The organism is Nocardioides agariphilus, from assembly GCF_015352445.1.
Lineage (GTDB): Bacteria > Actinomycetota > Actinomycetes > Propionibacteriales > Nocardioidaceae > Nocardioides > Nocardioides agariphilus.
In genome coordinates this window covers 1-17159 of the sequence record NZ_JADKPO010000012.1, presented here as the reverse complement: position 1 = coordinate 17159, position 17159 = coordinate 1, and the positions used below count along the sequence as shown (strand labels likewise).

Genomic DNA, 17159 nt, shown 5'->3' with positions numbered 1-17159 from the left:
CGACCGGTGAGCGGCGGGGCGGATGATCACCCGATGATTCGCCTCGCCGGCGTCGGCAAGACCTACGAGGACGGCACCGTGGCCGTCCACGAGCTCGACCTCGACGTCGCTGCGGGTGAGCTCGTGGTGCTGGTCGGGCCCTCGGGCTGCGGCAAGTCCACGACGCTCAAGATGATCAACCGGCTCATCGAGCCCACGACGGGTCACATCTTCATCGACGGAAGCGACGTGACCACGGTCGACCCCGTGCACCTGCGTCGCGGCATCGGCTACGTCATCCAGCAGATCGGGCTGTTCCCCCACCAGAAGATCCTGCGCAATGTGATGACCGTGCCCTTGCTCTACGGCGAGTCCACCGCCACGGCCAAGCAGCGCGCGAGCGAGCTGATGGACCTCGTCGGGCTCGACCCGGCGACCTACGGCGAGCGCTACCCCCACGAGCTGTCGGGAGGCCAGCAACAGCGGGTGGGTGTGGCACGAGCCCTGGCCGCCGATCCGCCGGTGCTGCTGATGGACGAGCCCTTCGGGGCAGTGGACCCGGTGGTCCGGATCCGCCTCCAGGAGGAGTTCCTGCGCCTCCAGCGCGACCTCGGCAAGACGGTCGTGCTCGTCACCCACGACATCGACGAGGCCGTCAAGATGGGCGACCGGGTGGCGGTGTTCGCCACCGGGGGCCGACTGGCCCAGTTCGGCACGCCGGCAGAGCTGCTGGCCCACCCCGCCGACGAGTTCGTCGAGGACTTCGTGGGCGCGACGCGCGGGCTGCGCCGCCTGACCGTGACCCCGATCGACCGCGACCACCTGGAGCCGCTCGAGGGGGTGACCACCGGCGATCTCGGCAGTGCTATCGACGTCGACGCCACGCTCGAGGAGGCCTTGGCAGCGATGTTGCGCGACGACAAGCCGGTGGTCGGCGTCAAGGACGGTAGCCAGTTCGTGGGAGTGCTCACTCCCGCGGGCATCCACCGACAGTTGCGCGAGTCCCTGCGCTGACCCCGGCCCGCCCGCGCCTCAGCGAGACGAGCGCACCTTGCGCAGCACTCGCCCGGCCATCGAACGCACCGACGCCGACCTCGACGGCGACCGTCGCGGCTCGGGCTCGGGCAGGCGCGTGCGCGGCGCGCGCCCGGGCAGCAGCGCGACCGGCTGGCCACGGGTGACCAGCAAGCGAGCCTCCACCCGGGTGAACTCATCGGCGTCGCCGATGCGCACGTCGATCCGCCACAGCCCACCGGCAAGGCGCCGAGCGAGCACCTCCGCCTCGATCATCGAGCCGCTCGCGGCCGGCGCGATCCGCCCCGGCACGCGCGCTCGCCGATCGGCGTCACGGAACCTGACCTCGACCGGGGTGTCGGCAGCGACCGGAGCGACCTCCGGCAGGTGCAGCGCCAGGTGCAGCTGGGCGTCGACTCGCCACGCCACGCTGTCGAGGAATCCGACCTCCAGAGCCGTCACAGCAGACCACCTGCCCGATAGGCCTCGACCACGGCGTCGCGACTGTCGCGGCCGGCGTCTCGCAGCCTTCTCACGCGCGCCCACGCCGACGACGCGAGCACCACCTCCGGGTCCAGAGCGTGCCGGCGCTCGATGACCTCCGACGGCACCTCCTGGGGGTCGGAGGTCACGAACGCGCGGGCCAAGGCGTCGTAGGCCCGCAACAGCGTGCGGTCGGCAGGGTCCGACAGCAGCACCAGGACCGTGCCGGTCGGCTCGGTGTCGACCTCGACGACCAGCAGGTCGGGGCGCAGCCGGCGCAGGGCTGCGGTGATCTTGTAGACGTCGCCCGCCCAAGCGCCGAGCTCGGCGGCACCGGTGCGGGCACGTCCGGCCTCTTCCACGGTGCGCGGCAGCATGTCGTCGAGCAGCACGACACTGCCCGGGCGGCACCAGTGCTCGGTGTTGATGAGGTCGCGCAGGGCGTACTCGGCCAGGTGCATGCCGTCGATGAAGGCCAGGTCGACGACGGGTTCGGCGAAGTGGGCGAACGGGTGCGCCCGAGCGAAGAACTCGTCGCTGGTCGTGCGCACCAGGTGGACGTCGCACTCGATCTCACGGGTGATCGCGAAGGCAGGGTCGACCGCGACACTGGGCACGCGGGAGTGGGTCAGGCTCATGCCGTCGCGCACGCCGATCTCGAAGTACGTGCGTGGTTGCAGCACGTCGTGCAGTCCGCGCAGGAATGCGTGCCTTCTCACCCGCTCACCCCATCACGCCGGAGTGAGCGGGTGCCAATCGTGATCGGCTCGTGAGAATGGGGTCGAGCGTTCAGGCGCGCTTGGCGACGGGTTGACTCTCCCAGGGGGCCAGCTCGGCACGCACCGCGTCGAGCTCGGCCTTGGCGACGTCCAGCTCTGCCTCGAGCTCGGCGACGCGCAAGATCGCCTCGGCGGCGCGGGTCTCGGCCTCGTCGAGACGGCGCGAGGTGAGCTCGGCACCGGCCTCGGCCAGGTCGGCACGCTTGGCCTCGGCGGAGCGTTTGCGCGAAGCGTCGGCGGCGCGCCGCTGAGCAGAGGTCAAGGCGACCTCGAGCTCCTCGATGGTGGTCTGGTGAGCGGTGAGCTTGTGCTCGATGCCCGCGACGAAGCCGGCATGCTCCTCGGCCCGCTCGGAGGCGAGCACTCGGTAGGCCTGCGCCTGCTCGGCCCGGTCGCGGTTGCCGTCGCGACGGGCCTGCAACAGCTCGGAGTGGGTGATGCGGACGGCGATCGCGCCGAGCGCGACACCGAGGAAGGCGGTAGCCGTGAGCAGCGCCCACGAACCCGCGAGGACGGCGCCGAGGACGGCGGCCGCCGCAACGATGACCAGGACGACAGCCACGGTGAGTCTCATGGAACGCTGACGCCGACGAGCCTTTGGGGAAGACATGTGGTCAGGCTAGGGGCCGTCCTGGTCATTCCGGACGCGACACGCTCGCTCGAGCACAAGCGCCCCAACAGTCACACAAGCCCCACCAAGCGCAGCGATCAGCGATCGTACGGCGCGCTGCTCGGCCAGCTCTGCGGAGTCGCCGAGCCAGCTGAGCGCGTAGCCCAGGTAGGCGCCGACGGCCAGGACACCGACGTAGGCACAGGCCCGCGCGAGCACCAGACGGTTGACGGCCTGGTGAGGTTGGAGCCGCTCGCCTCGCTGGTGGACCGTCCGCCAGGTCGCCCGGGCGGTCACCACGAGGATGGCGGCGACCAGGAACAAGGCGAGTGGCTGGGCCCAGGTGACCAGGGGCGCCGCGGTCATCTGACGGACGGAGTAGGCGTGGAACAGCCAGCCCCCCACCAGCCCGACCAGACCCCAGACGGTGAGCGCCTGAGGAGAGGTGGGTCGCAAGGTCCCCTCAGGACTGCGCTGGTCCTCGGGCGGCTCGGGGGGCGGGTCGATCATCCTTGGTGCGTCGTCGGGCCGGTCACTGGATCTGGAGCGAGGCGTCCTCGCGCAGCTTCAGCCCGCTGCGGTCGGTGGCTTCGAGCAGCTCGACGATGGGGCCGTGGTCGGGCAGCACGGCGTCGGGCTCGATGTCGTACCAGGGCTGCAGCACGAACGCGCGCTCGTGGGCCCGGGGGTGAGGCAGCTTGAGGTTGTCGTCGTCGGCGCGGCGGTCGCCGACCACGATGACGTCGACGTCGAGGGTGCGCGGTGCGTTGGTCTCGACCCCGTCACCACGCTCGCGCCCGAAGGCATCCTCGATGGCGTGGGCACGGTCGAGCAGCCGGCTGGCCGCCAGCGTCGTGTCGAGCAGGACGACGGCGTTGAAGAAGTTGTCGGACCCGGGCGGGCAGCCGACCGGCTCGGTCTCGTAGACCGGGGAGATCCCCGTGACCCAGACGTCCGGGGTGTCAGCAAGCGCGTTCACCGCGCCCTGCAGGCTGGGCAGGCGCTCACCGAGGTTGGCGCCCAGGGACAGCACCGCCCGGCGGATCGGCCGCATCTCGCCCGTGAGCGTGTCGGAGTCGACGATGTGGGGGTTGGGCGTCTCCGTCATGGGGGCCTCGCCTTCCGGGGGCTTGGTCTGGCGGTTGCTCGGACCCTCGGTCCGGGCTCTCAGTGGGGCTCTCAGTGGGGCTCTAGGTCGGGCGGCTGCGGGTGATTGTGAGCGTCACATCGCCGAAGGGCGCCTCGATCGGGGCGTCCGGCTTGTGCACCGTGACCCGGGCCCATTCAACACGACGCTCCCTGAGGCAGACGTCCGCGATTCGCTGGGCCAGGGTCTCGATGAGGTCGACCGGGTCGGCCTCCACGGCAGCCTTCACTGCCGCCACGAGACTCCCGTAGTCGACGGTGTGGCGCAAGTCGTCACTGGCCGCCGCAGGCGCGGTGTCGAGGCCGAGGGTGAGATCCACCACGAACACTTGACCCTCGCGCCGCTCGTGCTCGAAGACCCCGTGGTAGCCGTAGCACTCGATCCCGGTGACACTCAGCTGATCGCTCATGAGACTCCCGTGGCAGTGGGAGTGACCGGTGTGACAGGCGTCTGGTTCCAGCGCGCCAGGGCGCGGAGCGCGTCGTGGGCGGCGCGCACGTCGTGGGTGCGCAACCCCCACACTCCGTGCTGCGCCAGCAGCACGTGCAGGGCGGAGCTGGCGTGCTCGCGCTCCTCGACCCCACGGGCGACACCGTCGGGTCCGGCCAGCAGGCTGCCGAGGAACGACTTGCGCGACGCGCCCACCAGCACCGGGAAGCCGAGTTCGGCAATCGGTGCCAGCCCGCGCAGCAGCGCCCAGTTGTGGTCGGCCGTCTTGGCGAACCCCAGGCCGGGGTCCACGACGATCCGGTCGCGCGGCACGCCGGCCGCGAGGATCGCATCGACCCGCTCGGCCAGCTCGTCGCGCACGGCGGCCACCACGCCTCCGGGTCCGTCGTACGACGCGTGCTGCTGCATCGTGTCGCTGTGGGCGCGCCAGTGCATCGCGACGTAGGCCGCATCGGTGCTGGCGACTGCGGCAGCCATCTCGGGATCGGCGAGCCCGCCGGAGACGTCGTTGACGATGACGGCGCCTGCGCGGACCGCGGCGAGCGCGACCTCGCTGCGCATCGTGTCGACCGACACGGTGGCACCTTCGGCGGCCAGCGCCTCGATGACCGGCACCACGCGGGCCAGCTCGTCTTCGACCAATGGCCGGGTGGCGCCCGGGCGGGTGGACTCACCACCCACGTCGAGGATGTCAGCCCCGGCGACGAGCAGCTCACGGCCGTGGGCGATGGCTGCCTCGGGTGTGGCCCAGCGACCACCATCGGAGAAGGAGTCGGGAGTGACGTTGACGACTCCCATCAGGACCGGGCGGTCCGCGCGGGCCAGGGCCGCCGGGTGCATCAGCGTCTGCTGTGGATCAGGGCCATCGCTTCCGAGCGGGTGGCGGCGTTGTGCATCTGCCCGCGCACCGCGGAGGTGATGGTGCGGGCGCCGGCCTTGCGGACCCCGCGCATCGTCATGCAGAGGTGCTCGGCCTCGATCACCACGATCACGCCCCGCGCCTCGAGGATCCGCATCAGGGCGTCGGCGATCTGCGTGACCAGCCGCTCCTGGACCTGGGGTCGCTTCGCGTAGACGTCGACGAGCCGGGCGAGCTTGGACAGCCCGGTGATCTTGCCGGACTCCGCCGGGATGTAGCCGACGTGGGCCACGCCCGTGAACGGCACCAGGTGGTGCTCGCACATCGACCAGAGCTCGATGTCGCGAACCAGCACCATCTCGTCGTGCCCGATGTCGAAGGTCGTGGTGAGCACGTCCTCGGGCACCATCCGCAGGCCGGCGGTGAGCTCGGCGTAGGCGCGGGCGACGCGAGCGGGGGTGTCGTGCAGACCCTCGCGCGTGGGGTCCTCGCCGATGGCGATCAGCAGTTCGCGTACGGCGGCCTCGGCGCGGGCGTGGTCGAACGCTGGCACGTCTGCAGGCGACCGGTCGGGGCAGCTGACGCGGTCGACCTCGGGGCTGTTCATGAGGACCGGCTCATGTGGGGAGTTGGGTCCCGCTGTTGCTGGGCGGTTGCACGCCCGGGTCGCCGTGCACGTCGCCGCCCGAACCAGGCGGAGTCAGCACAGGGGCGGAGCGGTCCTGCTGGTTGGTGCCGTTGATCTTGGCGCGGTCGCGGATCTCCTGCGGGATCTCGATCGGCGGGATCGTCGAGGGGATCCGGTCCGGCGAGCCGGTCCACGCGGGCCGGGCCGAGCGACGCCGCAGCGGCACGAAGATCTCGGCGACCTCCTCCTTGTCGAGGGTCTCGCGGTCGAGCAGCGCGAGCACGAGCGCATCGAGGACGTCTCGGTTGTCCACGAGGATGTCGAAGGCCTCCTGGTGGGCGTTGGCCAGCAGCTTCTTGGTCTCCTCGTCGACCACGGCGGCGACCTCCTCGGAGTAGTTGCGGCTGTGGCCCATGTCGCGACCGAGGAAGGGCTCGCTGTTGTCCTTGCCGAGCTGGATCGCACCGAGGCGCTCGGTCATGCCGTACTGGGTCACCATCGCGCGGGCCAGAGCGGTGGCCTTCTCGATGTCGTTGCTGGCCCCGGTGGTCGGGTCGTGGAAGACCATCTCCTCGGCCGCGCGGCCACCCATCATGTAGGCCAGCTTGTCGAGGATCTCCGAGCGCGTCGTGGAGTACTTGTCCTGGTCGGGCAGCACCATCGTGTATCCGAGGGCGCGTCCGCGCGGCAGGATCGTCACCTTGTGCACCGGGTCGGTGCCGGGCAGCGCTGCGGCCACGAGCGCGTGGCCACCCTCGTGGTAGGCGGTGATGAGGACTTCCTGCTCGCTCATCAGGCGGGTGCGTCGCTGAGGTCCGGCGATCACGCGGTCGATGGCCTCGTCGAGCGACTCGTTGTTGATCAGCTTGAGGTTGGCGCGCGCGGTCAGCAGGGCGGCCTCGTTGAGGACGTTGGCCAGGTCGGCGCCGGTGAAGCCCGGAGTGCGGCGGGCGACCGAGAGCAGGTCGATGTCGGGAGCCATCGGCTTGCCGCGGGAGTGCACCTGGAGGATCTGGTGACGGCCGTTGAGGTCGGGGGCGTCGACCGCGATCTGGCGGTCGAAGCGGCCCGGGCGGAGCAGGGCGGGGTCGAGCACGTCGGGCCGGTTGGTGGCCGCGATCAGGATGACGCCGCCGCGCACGTCGAAGCCGTCCATCTCGACCAGCAGCTGGTTGAGGGTCTGCTCGCGCTCGTCGTGGCCGCCGCCCATGCCCGCGCCGCGGTGGCGACCGACCGCGTCGATCTCGTCGATGAAGACAATGGCGGGGGCGTTCTCCTTGGCCTGCTCGAACAGGTCGCGCACGCGGCTGGCACCGACACCGACGAACATCTCGACGAAGTCGGAGCCGGAGATCGAGTAGAACGGGACGCCCGCCTCGCCGGCCACCGCACGAGCCAGCAGCGTCTTGCCGGTGCCGGGCGGGCCGTAGAGCAGCACGCCCTTGGGGATCTTGGCGCCGACGGCCTGGAACTTGGCGGGCTCCTGGAGGAACTCCTTGATCTCGCCGAGCTCCTCGATGGCCTCTTCGCAGCCCGCGACGTCACTGAAGGTCGTCTTGGGCATGTCCTTGGTGATCAGCTTGGCTTTGGAGCGGGCGAACTGCATGATGCCCCGGCCGCCGCCGCCTTGGACCTGGTTCATCAAGAAGATGAACAAGAAGACGATCAGCGCGAACGGCAGGAGCGTCGCCAGGATCGAGCCGAGCAGGCTGGGCTGGGGGTTCTCGGAGTTGGACTTCTCGATGGTCTTGTCGGCGATCGCCGTCTTGACCTCCTCGAGGATGCCCTCCTGCTGCCCGAGGATGTAGTGCGCCTGCACCTCGCGGCCGCCATCACGCTTGACGTTGTCGTCGAGGGTGGCCTTGATGAGCTGGTCACCGTCGACGAAGGTGATCTCCTTGACCTGCCCCGAGGTGATGAAGGCCTCCATCTGGGAGGTGGTGACCTCGTCGTGACCATCACTGGGTGTGAGGTACTGCAGTGCTACGAGCACGCCCACGACGGCGACCACGATCCACAGCCAGGGACCCTTGAGCAAACGCTTCACGAGACTCTTTCCAGATTGCCTGCAGCGGCACTTGTATGAGGGGACGACGGTACAGGCCTACGGCGAACCCGCCCTCACCGACGATCTGTCTTCGGGGGCCATTGTCTCAGGCTCAACGCCCACGAGGTAACCGAACGTTCCCGCTCACCGGAGACGGGTTCCGGGTTCGCCGGGAGGCGCGGTGCGTACCAGCCGAGGTGCGCCGACGACGAGTAGACGCGACTACGAGTAGACGTGGGGCGCCAAGGTCCCGATGTCGCGCAGGTTGCGGTAGCGCTCGCGGTAGTCGAGGCCGTAGCCGACGACGAACTCGTTGGGGATGTCCCAGCCGACGTACTTGACCTCGACGGGCATCTGCAGAGCCTCGGGCTTGCGCAGCAGGGTGAGGATCTCGACGCTGGCGGGCTCGCGCGAGGAGAGGTTGGAGGTCAGCCACGAGAGCGTGAGGCCCGTGTCGATGATCTCGTCCACGATCAGGACGTGACGGCCGGTGATGTCGGTGTCGAGGTCCTTGAGGATCCGCACGACACCACTGGACTTGGTGCCGGAGCCGTAGGACGAGATCGCCATCCAGTCCATCTCGACATGACGCTCGAGCGACCGGGCGAGGTCGGCCATCACCATCACCGCGCCGCGCAGGATGCCGACGATCAGCAGGTCCTGGTCGGCGTAGTCGCGCTCGACCTCGCGCGCGAGCTCGGCCAACCGGTCCTGGATCTGCTTCTCGGTGAACAGCACGTTGACGAGGTCCTGATCGACGTGACTGGCGTCCATGTGCGCGACCCTAGCCGGGCTCAGGCCCGCTCGAACACCAGCACCCCGTCTCGGCGGAGGCCACGCACGTGGCCGGGCAGGTCGACCGGACCCTGGCCGTGCCAGTCGGTCAGCAAGGCGTCGAGGGCGCGCACGTGCTCGAGGAACAGCTCGGCGTCACGGGCCCCCGCCGACACGGCAGCCAGCCGCAGCACCCGGGTGCGCAGCGCAGGCGCCAGCGCAGTCAGCGCCTCGACGGCCAGCCGGCCGTCGAGAGCGGAGTACGACGACCGGGCCAGCTCGTCGAGCAGCTCGACGTCGGCGCGCAACAGGTCGGCAGTGCGAGCCAGGGTCGCCGCCACGCCCGGGCCGAGCTCGGACTCCAGCAGCGGCAGCACGGTGTGCCGGACCCGCGAGCGGGTGAAGCGCGGGTCGTCGTTGGCCGGGTCGTCCCACCACTCGATGCCCTGCGCCCGGCACGCCTGCTCGGTCTGGGCCCGGGTCAGGTCGAGGAGAGGCCGCCGGAAGACGCCGAACTCCCGCCGCATCCCGGCCAACGACCGCGCTCCGCTGCCCCGCGCCAGCCCGAGAAGTACGGTCTCGGCCTGGTCGTCGCGGGTGTGACCGAGCAGTACGACGCCGGCCGCGTAGCGCTCGGCGAGCTCCTCCAAGACGGCGTACCTGGCCTGGCGCGCCGCTGCCTCGAGACCCTGGCCCGCGCCCTCGACGCTGACGCGGATCGAGGCCGTCTCGTCGGCGCCGAGAGCCGCCATCTGGCCGACGACCTGGGTGGCCACCTCGGCCGAGGTGTCGTGCAGGCCGTGGTCGACGGTCACTCCGACGACGCGCCAGGGCGCATCGCGTGCCTCGAAGAGGGTTGCTGTCAGCAGGGCCAGGGAGTCCGCACCCCCGGAGCAGGCGACGAGCACGGGCGCCGAGCCCGGCCCGGCAGCCGCGAGCACCCGGCGTACGGCGACCCGCGTCGCCGCCACGGCGGGGTCGGGCCCGCTCATGCTCGACTCACACCTGGGCTCACAGCACCCGCGACACCCACGCTGCCGGATCGGCGATCTCGGCCTTGGTGGGCAGGTGGGCAGGCTCTTGCCAGACGGCGTTGAAGTCGGCCATGCCGACCTTGTCGACGACGCCGCGCACGAACTTCGCGCCGTCGCGGTACTGGGCCATCTTCGCGTCGAGCCCGAGAGCCCGGCGCAGCAGCTTGTCGAGGACGCCGAGACCTTGGCGGCGGCGCGTGAACTTCTTGCGGATCTCCTTGACCGACGGGATGACCGTGGGTCCGACGCCATCCATCACGACGTCGGCGTGACCCTCCAGCAGCGACATGACGCCCGTGAGGTGGTCCATGATCCCGCGTTGCTCGGGTGTGCTGAGCAGCTCCAGGAAGCTCCCGCGCTGGCCGGACTGACCAGACCCTTGGCCCCCCTTGAGCGACTCGGCGATCCGCTTGAACCCGTCGTCGAACAGCTTGGTCGGCTCGACGGTGTCGGAGAGCCTCTCGATCTGCTGGGCCAGGTGGTCGCGCATCCACGGCACGGCGGTGAACTGGACCCGGTGGGTCTCCTCGTGGAGGCAGACCCAGAGCCTGAAGTCGGTGGGGTCGGCGCCGAGCTCGCGCTCCACGTGCACGATGTTGGGAGCGACGAGCAGGAGGCGGCCTCGAGCTCCGTGGAAGGGGTCGAACTGGCCGAGCACCTTGCCGCCCAGGAAGCCGAGCACGGTGCCGACCTCGGCTCCGGTGACTCTCGAGCCGACCGCCCGGCTGATCCCCGTGGGCGCGCCCTTCTTGTCGGTGACCTTGTCGACGAAGGGGGAGAGCAGCACGTCGAAGCTCTCGGCGTTGGCCCGGATCCAGCCAGGCCGGTCGACGACGAGCAGGGGCGCCGTGGCCGCCTCGGCGACCAGACCCGTGAAGTCGGCGACGAGGGGGGTGGCACGGGTCGCACCCTCGCGTAGCTCGGCGACGACCTGACCCGCCTCGGCGGCGGACACCTGCGGGCCGGGTCCGGCGATCCGGGAGCCCACGCTGATCGCCAGCTCCCAGTCGATCATCGAGGCGGCTGTCATGGGGCGAACCTACCGACCGGCACCTACCGAGCAGTGGCAGCCGCCGATGGCCGCTGCTGCCGCGTCGAGTGCCTCCTGGGCGACCGTGGACCTCGCGAAGCGCACCCGGTCGGCCATCAGCACGAAGGCCACCGTCGTGCCGTCGAGGTCGGTGGCGATGCCCGCGAGGCTACGGGTGCCGCGCAGGGTGCCGGTCTTGGCGCGGACATGGCCACGGGCGTCGGGAGGGGTCGACTCGAAGCGGTACTCGAGCGAGCCGGTGAAGCCGGCCACCGGGAGGCCGGCGAGGACCGCCCGCAGGTCCGGCCGGTCGGCCGCGGCGGCGGCGCGCAGCACGCCCAGCAGCAGCCCCGGCGTCAGCACGTCGGCACGCGAGAGCCCGCTCCCGTCGTACCAGACGTCGTCGGGCCCGACCGGCACCCCGAGCTCCGTGAGCGCCTGCCGCACCCCGCGGACACCGCCGGCGAAGGAGCCCTCCCCCACCGCCGCGAGACCCACCTGGTGCGCGAGCACCTCGGCGGCCTCGTTGTCGGAGACCGTGAGCATCCTCTCGACGATCTCGGACAGCGGTGCGCTCTCGACCTCGGCGACGGGCTCGGCGCCGTCGCCCGCCACCCGGCGTGCGAGAGGACCGCGCACCAGCACACCGGCCGCACGCAGCTCGCGGGCGAAGTACGTCGCCGCGGTCAGTGACGGATCGCTGACCCGACCTGACCCGGACTCGGGACGACCCTCGTCGGCCCACAATGCCCGGATCCGGGAGACCACCCCGGTCGGAACGTACGACGGCTCCCACTGGGGGCTGGCGTCGGGACCGGTGAAAAGGCTGTCGTCGTAGGCCAGCCGGGTCGCTGAGACACCTGAAGCCGTCAGGGCTTCGGCCGTCTTCCGGGCGAGCGTCCTCAGGTCGGCGCGGTGCGGGTAGACGGGCTCGTCGGGGGGAGCGGGCTTGCCGGCGAGGTAGGGGTCGCCTCCACCGACGAGCACCAGCCGCCGCTGCTTGCCGGTGCCGTCGAGGACGACCCGCGTGACGAACCGGTGGTCGGGGCCGAGCACGTGGAGCGCCGCCAGCGCGGTCAGGAGCTTGGTCGTCGAGGCCGGCCGGGCCTTGGCGCCCTTGCTGTAGACGAGCCGGCCCGTGGACAGGTCGGCGACTGCCGCCACGACGTTGGCGCCGAGGTCGGGGTCGGCCAGGAGGGGATCCAGCAGGCGGGCCAGCTTGCGGGGCGCTGGTCGGCCCACGTCGGCGCCGGGCGAGGCCACGGCCGCCGGAGCGGTCGGCGCCGGAAGGGTGACGCCAGCGGGGGGAGGTACGGCGGCCGGCTCGGTGCCGGGATCCGGCGGGGTGCTCGATGACGAGGCCCCGAACCAGCGCTCGTCGAGATCCCAGCGATAGACCGCGAACCCGCTCGCCAGCAAGCCGAGCACCAGCGCGACGGGCAGCCAGGTGGTCAACAGGCGTCCACTCCGCCAGCCCGCCTGTCGCATGGCCGCCATTGTGCGCGAGACTGGCCGCGACGGCCCGATCGGGCCGGTGACGGTCGGCCATCGTGGAGGAAGCCGTATGGAGTTCGACGTGCTGGTGGAGATCCCCAAGGGAAGCCGCAACAAGTACGAGGTCGACCACGAGACCGGGCGCATCCGGCTGGACCGGACGCTGTTCACCTCGACCCAGTACCCCGCCGACTACGGCTACATCGAGAACACTCTCGGCCTCGACGGCGACCCTCTCGACGCCCTGGTGCTGCTCATCGGTGAGCCGACGTTCCCCGGCTGCCTGATCAAGTCGCGGGCGATCGGGATGTACCGGATGACCGACGAGGCCGGCGGCGACGACAAGGTGCTCTGCGTGCCCGTCTCCGACCCGCGCCTGGAGCACCTGCGCGACATCAACCACCTGCCGAAGTTCGACCGCCTCGAGATCGAGCACTTCTTCCAGGTCTACAAGGACCTCGAGCCCGGCAAGTCCGTCGAGGGCGCCAACTGGGTCGGCCGCGACGACGCCGAGAAGGAGGTCCAGGCGTCCTTCGAGCGGGCCAAGACCGAGGGCCACGGCTCCGACGTCGAGAACATCGCCGACGACTCGCTGGGCGAGAACAGGCACTGAGGCCGGCTCACGACTTCACACCGCGGAAGTACGCGATCGCCCCGCTCGTGGCGACCTCCAGGTCGGGGACGCCATGCTCGGCGAACCACGCGACCACTTCGGCGCGCGAGCACATCGGGCCGAGCACCTGGGCTCGCCTGCCGACGCGGCGCACCGGCTCGTAGCGGCGACCCGTGTCGGTGGCGAGCATGCTGCCGGTCACCGCGCCACCCGATCGCAGTACCCGCGCCATCTCCGTCACCGCCTGCCGCGGTGAGGGGAAGCAGTGCAGTCCGGTGAAGGTCACGACCAGGTCGACGGAGCCGGTCTGCCGCGGCAGCGCACCCACGTCGGCCAGCCTCGGCACCACCTGGTCGGCCACTCCGCGCCGCCTGGCCGCGGCGAGGGTCCGGTCGAGCATGGCCTGGGCGATGTCGACGGCGAGGTAGGTCAGACCCTGCCCGGGACGCAGCCCGCGCAGGGCAACCCCGCCACCGCAAGGTACGTCGAGCACGACCGAGCCCGCCTGCAGCGTGCCGATCTCTGCCGCGGCGTCGTACAGCAGGGTCAGGTCGCTGCCCAGGCCGAGTCGCCACCCGAGGCCACCCACGCCCGGGTGCTCGACGGTCCAGTCGTAGACGGTCGCCCACAGCGGGTCGTCGGCCCAGGGACCGATGGGCACCTTCATCCGACCAGCGCCGGTGAGCGCAGCATCTCGGGCGGGATGGCGAACGCGTCCACGAGGTCGACCGCGATCGGCCGCACCCGACGGCACAGACGGTTGACCTCGCGACTGATGGCCTTCGAGCGGGCGACGGTGAGCCGGCCGTGCTCCATGAACCAGGCCCGGTCAGCCTCGATCACCGACAGTGCGTGCAAGTCGCACAGCAGTGCGAGCGCGCGACGGTTGTCCGAATCGTCAATGGAGTTGACCTTCGTGACGAAGGCCTCCAGGACCAGGCGTTCGACGTGTGCCCGGGCAGCAGCGATGACGTGATCCTGCACGCGCGAGAACACCTCGCCCGGAGCACGGCCGCCGTCGATACCGCGTTTGAGGCGGCGCGCGACCCCGGCCAGCATGTGCTCCTCGCGGAACCGCAGCATCGCGAGGTGGTAGTCGGTCTCGAGGATCCCTGCCTCGTCGTCCCAGCGTTCGCCACCGGGGAGCACGTCCTTGATGCGCTCGAGCAGCTTGTGCGCGCTGGTCCGCTCGACCACGGTCTCGACCGCCATCGAGGCGACGAACCGGACCATGCCGAGCTGGTCGAGATCGCCGAAGTCGCTGGCGTAGTCGGTCAGCAGGCCCTTGGCGACCAGCTGCAGCAAGACGTGGTTGTCGCCCTCGAACGTGGTGAAGACATCGGTGTCTGCCTTGAGCGCCGCGAACCGGTTGACCGCGAGGTAGCCCGCACCGCCGCACGCCTCCCGGCACTCCTGGATCGTGCGCGTCGCGTGCCAGGTGCCGAGCGCCTTCGTGCCGGCTGCTCGCGACTCGAGCTCGCGCCGGGTCTTCTCGTCGTCGGCGACGCCCGAGAAGACCTCGTGCAGCTGGAGGGCGACGACCTCCTGGGCGAAGTGCAGCGCGTAGGTGCGTGCCAACAGCGGGAACAGCCGGCGCTGGTGCATCCCGTAGTCGAGGAGAAGCTGCTCCTCGGCGGCGTCACCTTCCTGACCCGTCTCGAACTGGCGCCGGCGCACGGCGTACTTCACCGCGATCGCCACGGCCACCTTGGCGGCGTTGATGCCGGCACCGCCGACACACACCCGGCCTTGGACGAGGGTGCCGAGCATGGTGAAGAAGCGGCGGTTGGGGTTGTCGATCGCGCTGGCATAGGTGCCGTCCTCGGCCACCGACGCGAACCTGTCGAGCAGCGCCTCCCGCGGCACCCGCACGCCGTCGAACCAGAGCCGGCCGTTGTCGACGCCGTTGAGACCGAGCTTGAGCCCGTCGTCCTCCATGCGTACGCCGGGCATCGGCGCCAAGCCCTCGTCACGGATCGGCACCACGAAGGCATGCACCCCGTGGGACCCATCCGCCGTCACCAGCTGGGCGAACACCACCGCCACCTGAGCATGCCGAGCCGCGTTGCCGATGTAGTCCTTGCGCGCGGCGTCGTCGGGAGTGGTGATGACGAACTCACCGGTCGCGACGTCGTAGGTCGCGGCCGTGCCGAGCGCCTGGACGTTGCTGCCGTGTCCCGTCTCGGTCATGGCGAAGCTGCCCATCAGCCTCCCGGTCACCAGGTCGTGGAGGTAGGCGTCGTGGTGGCGACGCGTGCCGAGCTGGAGGATCGCACCGCCGAACAAGCCGAACTGCACGCCTACCTTCACCAACACCGACAGGTCGCCGTACGCCAAGGTCTCGAAGGCCGCAACCGACGCCCCGATGTCGCCACCACCGCCGTACTCCTCCGGGAACCCCATCCCTGTCTGCCCGCTCGCCGCCATCTCGACGACCAGGTCGCGCACCCGGTCGCGGTAGTCGTCGAGCGACAGCGTCTCGGCCTCCTCGAGCACCGATGCGTACGTCGCCAGGTTGCGGCGCACCAGATCGCGAACGTCTGCGTAGCGGCCGTCGAGGAGCGCGGTGAGCGCGGGTACGTCGACCTCGGGCGGTGGTGGTGGGGATGCCGGCGCCGGGTCCAGGATCGGGTCCGGGGCTGAGGTCTCCGCGGCCATGGTTTTCACGCTACCGGGCCGATCCGTGAGCCCTCCCTTGGTACATTCGCCGTCGACCAAGGGTGGGGATGGATGTCGAGCGAGTCCAGCGGGTCCGGCGAGTCCGCGCCGATCGACCGGGGCGGCCGGCGCACCCAACACGGCCTGGACGACGTCCAGGACTGGCTGCCCTACACCTTCTCCATCGTCGGGGCGCAGAAGAGCGGCACCTCCACGCTGTCGGGCGCCTTGGACCGGCATCCCCAGGTGGCACGCGCCCCCCGCAAGGAGCTGCAGTTCTTCACCCGTGAGGACATGGACTGGTCGCGACCCGACTACAGCGAGTACCACGCGCCCCGTCGCAAGCCGCAGCACCTGATCGCTGGCGACGCCACCCCGGCGTACCTGTTCTGGCCACACGCGTTGGAGCGGATGCACGACTACAACCCGGACCTGCGCCTGATCGCGGTCTTCCGCGATCCGCTGGAGCGCTTGTTCTCGCACTGGACGATGCTGCGTGGACGCTGGACCTCGGCGCCGGACTGGCCGGAGTTCATCACCCAGTTCCGTCCGTCCTCGACACCGACCGACCTGCCCGAGGTACCCCTCATCACGTTCAAGCAGCGTTCGGGGGTCGCCCGTGGCTACTACGGCGAGCAGCTGCAGCGCGGGCTGACGATCTTCCCGCGCGAGCAGTGGCTATGGCTGGAGTTCCGGTCGATGCTGGCCGACTTCCCTGCCGCCATGGGCCAGCTCACCGACTTCCTCGGCCTCCACCGCTTCGCGCACCCGCCGGAGGCCGGCCAGCTGATGAGCGGTCCCGCGAAGGTCGTCGGCACCGCACCGACGGCGGCCGACCTGGCCGCTCTCGTCCAGCTCTACGCCGACGACCTGGCGCAGTTCCAGGCGCTGTCCGAGCTCGACATCGACGCCTGGCCGACCTCCCGGATCCTCTCCGGCCGCATGTCTCCCGCCGACCTCGCCGAACGCTTCGCCGCCCGGGTCGAACCGTCGGGCAGCTCACCGCAAAGAGCGGTCAAGGCCGGCTAGCACGTTGGTTGGTTGAGGAGCTTGCGCAGCAAGCGTCTCGAAACCATGGCGACGATCGCAGGCGCCTCACCGGGTTTCGAGACAGGCGCTGCGCGCCTTCCTCAACCACCGTGCGTGGTCGTTGGTTGAGGAGCTTGCGCAGCAAGCGTCTCGAAACCATGGCGACGATCGCAGGCACCTCACCGGGTCTCGAGACAGGCGCTGGCGCGCCTTCCTCAACCACCGTGCGTGGTCGTTGGTTGAGGAGCTTGCGCAGCAAGCGTCTCGAAACCATGGCGACGATCGCAGGCGCCTCACCGGGTTTCGAGACAGGCGCTGGCGCGCCTTCCTCAACCACCGTGGGTGGTCGTTGGTTGAGGAGCTTGCGCAGCAAGCGTCTCGAAACCATGGCCACGATCGCAGGCACCTCACCGGGTCTCGAGACAGGCGCTAGCGCGCCTTCCTCAACCACCGTGGGTGGTCGTTGGTTGAGGAGCTTGCGCAGCAAGCGTCTCGAAACCATGGCCACGATCGCAGGCACCTCACCGGGTC

At 70.4% G+C, this 17159-nt stretch carries 18 protein-coding genes; 3 read left to right on the top strand and 15 right to left on the bottom strand.

The window, feature by feature from the left end; genetic code table 11:
• The first annotated feature begins 33 nt into the window (after positions 1–33).
• Positions 34–993: an ABC transporter ATP-binding protein gene (locus ISU10_RS10395; protein ID WP_194696333.1), complete on the top strand. Its 960-nt coding sequence runs from the start codon at positions 34–36 to the stop codon at positions 991–993.
• Positions 994–1011: 18 nt separating this feature from the next.
• Here ISU10_RS10395 and ISU10_RS10390 read toward each other — a convergent pair whose 3' ends face one another.
• The 13 genes from ISU10_RS10390 to dacB form a co-directional block, all read right to left on the bottom strand.
• The gene (locus ISU10_RS10390) at positions 1012–1455 is read right to left on the bottom strand and encodes a hypothetical protein (protein WP_194696332.1); all 444 of its coding nucleotides are present in this window, start codon (positions 1453–1455) and stop codon (positions 1012–1014) included.
• Entirely contained in the window at positions 1452–2195 is a 744-nt protein-coding gene (locus ISU10_RS10385; protein ID WP_194696331.1) for a class I SAM-dependent methyltransferase, read from the bottom strand. Before ISU10_RS10385 ends, ISU10_RS10390 begins: the two co-directional genes overlap by 4 nt.
• Before the next feature lie 70 nt (positions 2196–2265).
• Complete coding sequence (locus ISU10_RS10380; RefSeq protein WP_228500456.1) at positions 2266–2829, bottom strand: hypothetical protein; 564 nt, start codon at positions 2827–2829, stop codon at positions 2266–2268.
• 45 nt (positions 2830–2874) lie between these two features.
• On the bottom strand, positions 2875–3375 hold the full coding sequence (locus ISU10_RS10375; protein WP_194696329.1) for a DUF3180 domain-containing protein: 501 nt from the start codon (positions 3373–3375) through the stop codon (positions 2875–2877).
• A 22-nt stretch (positions 3376–3397) separates the two neighbouring features.
• Positions 3398–3973, bottom strand: coding sequence for a 2-amino-4-hydroxy-6-hydroxymethyldihydropteridine diphosphokinase (gene folK, locus ISU10_RS10370; RefSeq protein WP_194696328.1), 576 nt, complete (start codon positions 3971–3973; stop codon positions 3398–3400).
• Between the two features lie 82 nt (positions 3974–4055).
• Complete coding sequence (gene folB, locus ISU10_RS10365) at positions 4056–4421, bottom strand: dihydroneopterin aldolase (RefSeq protein WP_194696327.1); 366 nt, start codon at positions 4419–4421, stop codon at positions 4056–4058.
• Entirely contained in the window at positions 4418–5302 is an 885-nt protein-coding gene (gene folP, locus ISU10_RS10360; protein ID WP_228500454.1) for a dihydropteroate synthase, read from the bottom strand. The genes folB and folP overlap by 4 nt, the downstream gene beginning before the upstream one ends.
• Entirely contained in the window at positions 5302–5928 is a 627-nt protein-coding gene (gene folE / locus ISU10_RS10355; protein WP_194696326.1) for a GTP cyclohydrolase I FolE, read from the bottom strand. The genes folP and folE overlap by 1 nt, the downstream gene beginning before the upstream one ends.
• Positions 5929–5938: 10 nt before the next feature.
• On the bottom strand, positions 5939–7996 hold the full coding sequence (gene ftsH, locus ISU10_RS10350) for an ATP-dependent zinc metalloprotease FtsH (protein WP_194696325.1): 2058 nt from the start codon (positions 7994–7996) through the stop codon (positions 5939–5941).
• Between the two features lie 222 nt (positions 7997–8218).
• A complete protein-coding gene (gene hpt / locus ISU10_RS10345) occupies positions 8219–8770 on the bottom strand; it encodes a hypoxanthine phosphoribosyltransferase (protein WP_194696324.1) in 552 nt (183 codons plus the stop codon).
• A gap of 20 nt (positions 8771–8790) precedes the next feature.
• Positions 8791–9762 (bottom strand): tRNA lysidine(34) synthetase TilS, encoded by a 972-nt coding sequence (gene tilS / locus ISU10_RS10340; protein ID WP_194696323.1) that lies wholly within the window; start codon positions 9760–9762, stop codon positions 8791–8793.
• Between the two features lie 19 nt (positions 9763–9781).
• Positions 9782–10834, bottom strand: coding sequence for an Rv3626c family coenzyme F420 biosynthesis-associated protein (locus ISU10_RS10335; RefSeq protein ID WP_228500452.1), 1053 nt, complete (start codon positions 10832–10834; stop codon positions 9782–9784).
• Between the two features lie 9 nt (positions 10835–10843).
• Positions 10844–12322 carry a D-alanyl-D-alanine carboxypeptidase/D-alanyl-D-alanine endopeptidase gene (gene dacB / locus ISU10_RS10330; protein WP_194696322.1) on the bottom strand — a complete coding sequence of 493 codons (1479 nt, stop codon included), beginning with the start codon at positions 12320–12322 and terminating at the stop codon, positions 10844–10846.
• Between the two features lie 76 nt (positions 12323–12398).
• Here dacB and ISU10_RS10325 point away from each other — a divergent pair, with 76 nt between their 5' ends.
• A complete protein-coding gene (locus ISU10_RS10325) occupies positions 12399–12941 on the top strand; it encodes an inorganic diphosphatase (protein WP_194696321.1) in 543 nt (180 codons plus the stop codon).
• A gap of 7 nt (positions 12942–12948) precedes the next feature.
• Here the strand turns inward: ISU10_RS10325 and ISU10_RS10320 are convergent, their stop codons facing one another.
• Together ISU10_RS10320 and ISU10_RS10315 are read right to left on the bottom strand one after the other, a co-directional pair.
• Positions 12949–13608 (bottom strand): class I SAM-dependent methyltransferase, encoded by a 660-nt coding sequence (locus tag ISU10_RS10320; protein ID WP_194696320.1) that lies wholly within the window; start codon positions 13606–13608, stop codon positions 12949–12951.
• Positions 13605–15599, bottom strand: coding sequence for an acyl-CoA dehydrogenase family protein (locus ISU10_RS10315; RefSeq protein WP_194696319.1), 1995 nt, complete (start codon positions 15597–15599; stop codon positions 13605–13607). The genes ISU10_RS10320 and ISU10_RS10315 overlap by 4 nt, the downstream gene beginning before the upstream one ends.
• 72 nt (positions 15600–15671) lie before the next feature.
• Between ISU10_RS10315 and ISU10_RS10310 the strand changes: the two genes are divergently transcribed.
• Positions 15672–16628, top strand: coding sequence for a sulfotransferase domain-containing protein (locus ISU10_RS10310; RefSeq protein WP_194696318.1), 957 nt, complete (start codon positions 15672–15674; stop codon positions 16626–16628).
• The last annotated feature ends 531 nt before the right edge of the window (positions 16629–17159 follow it).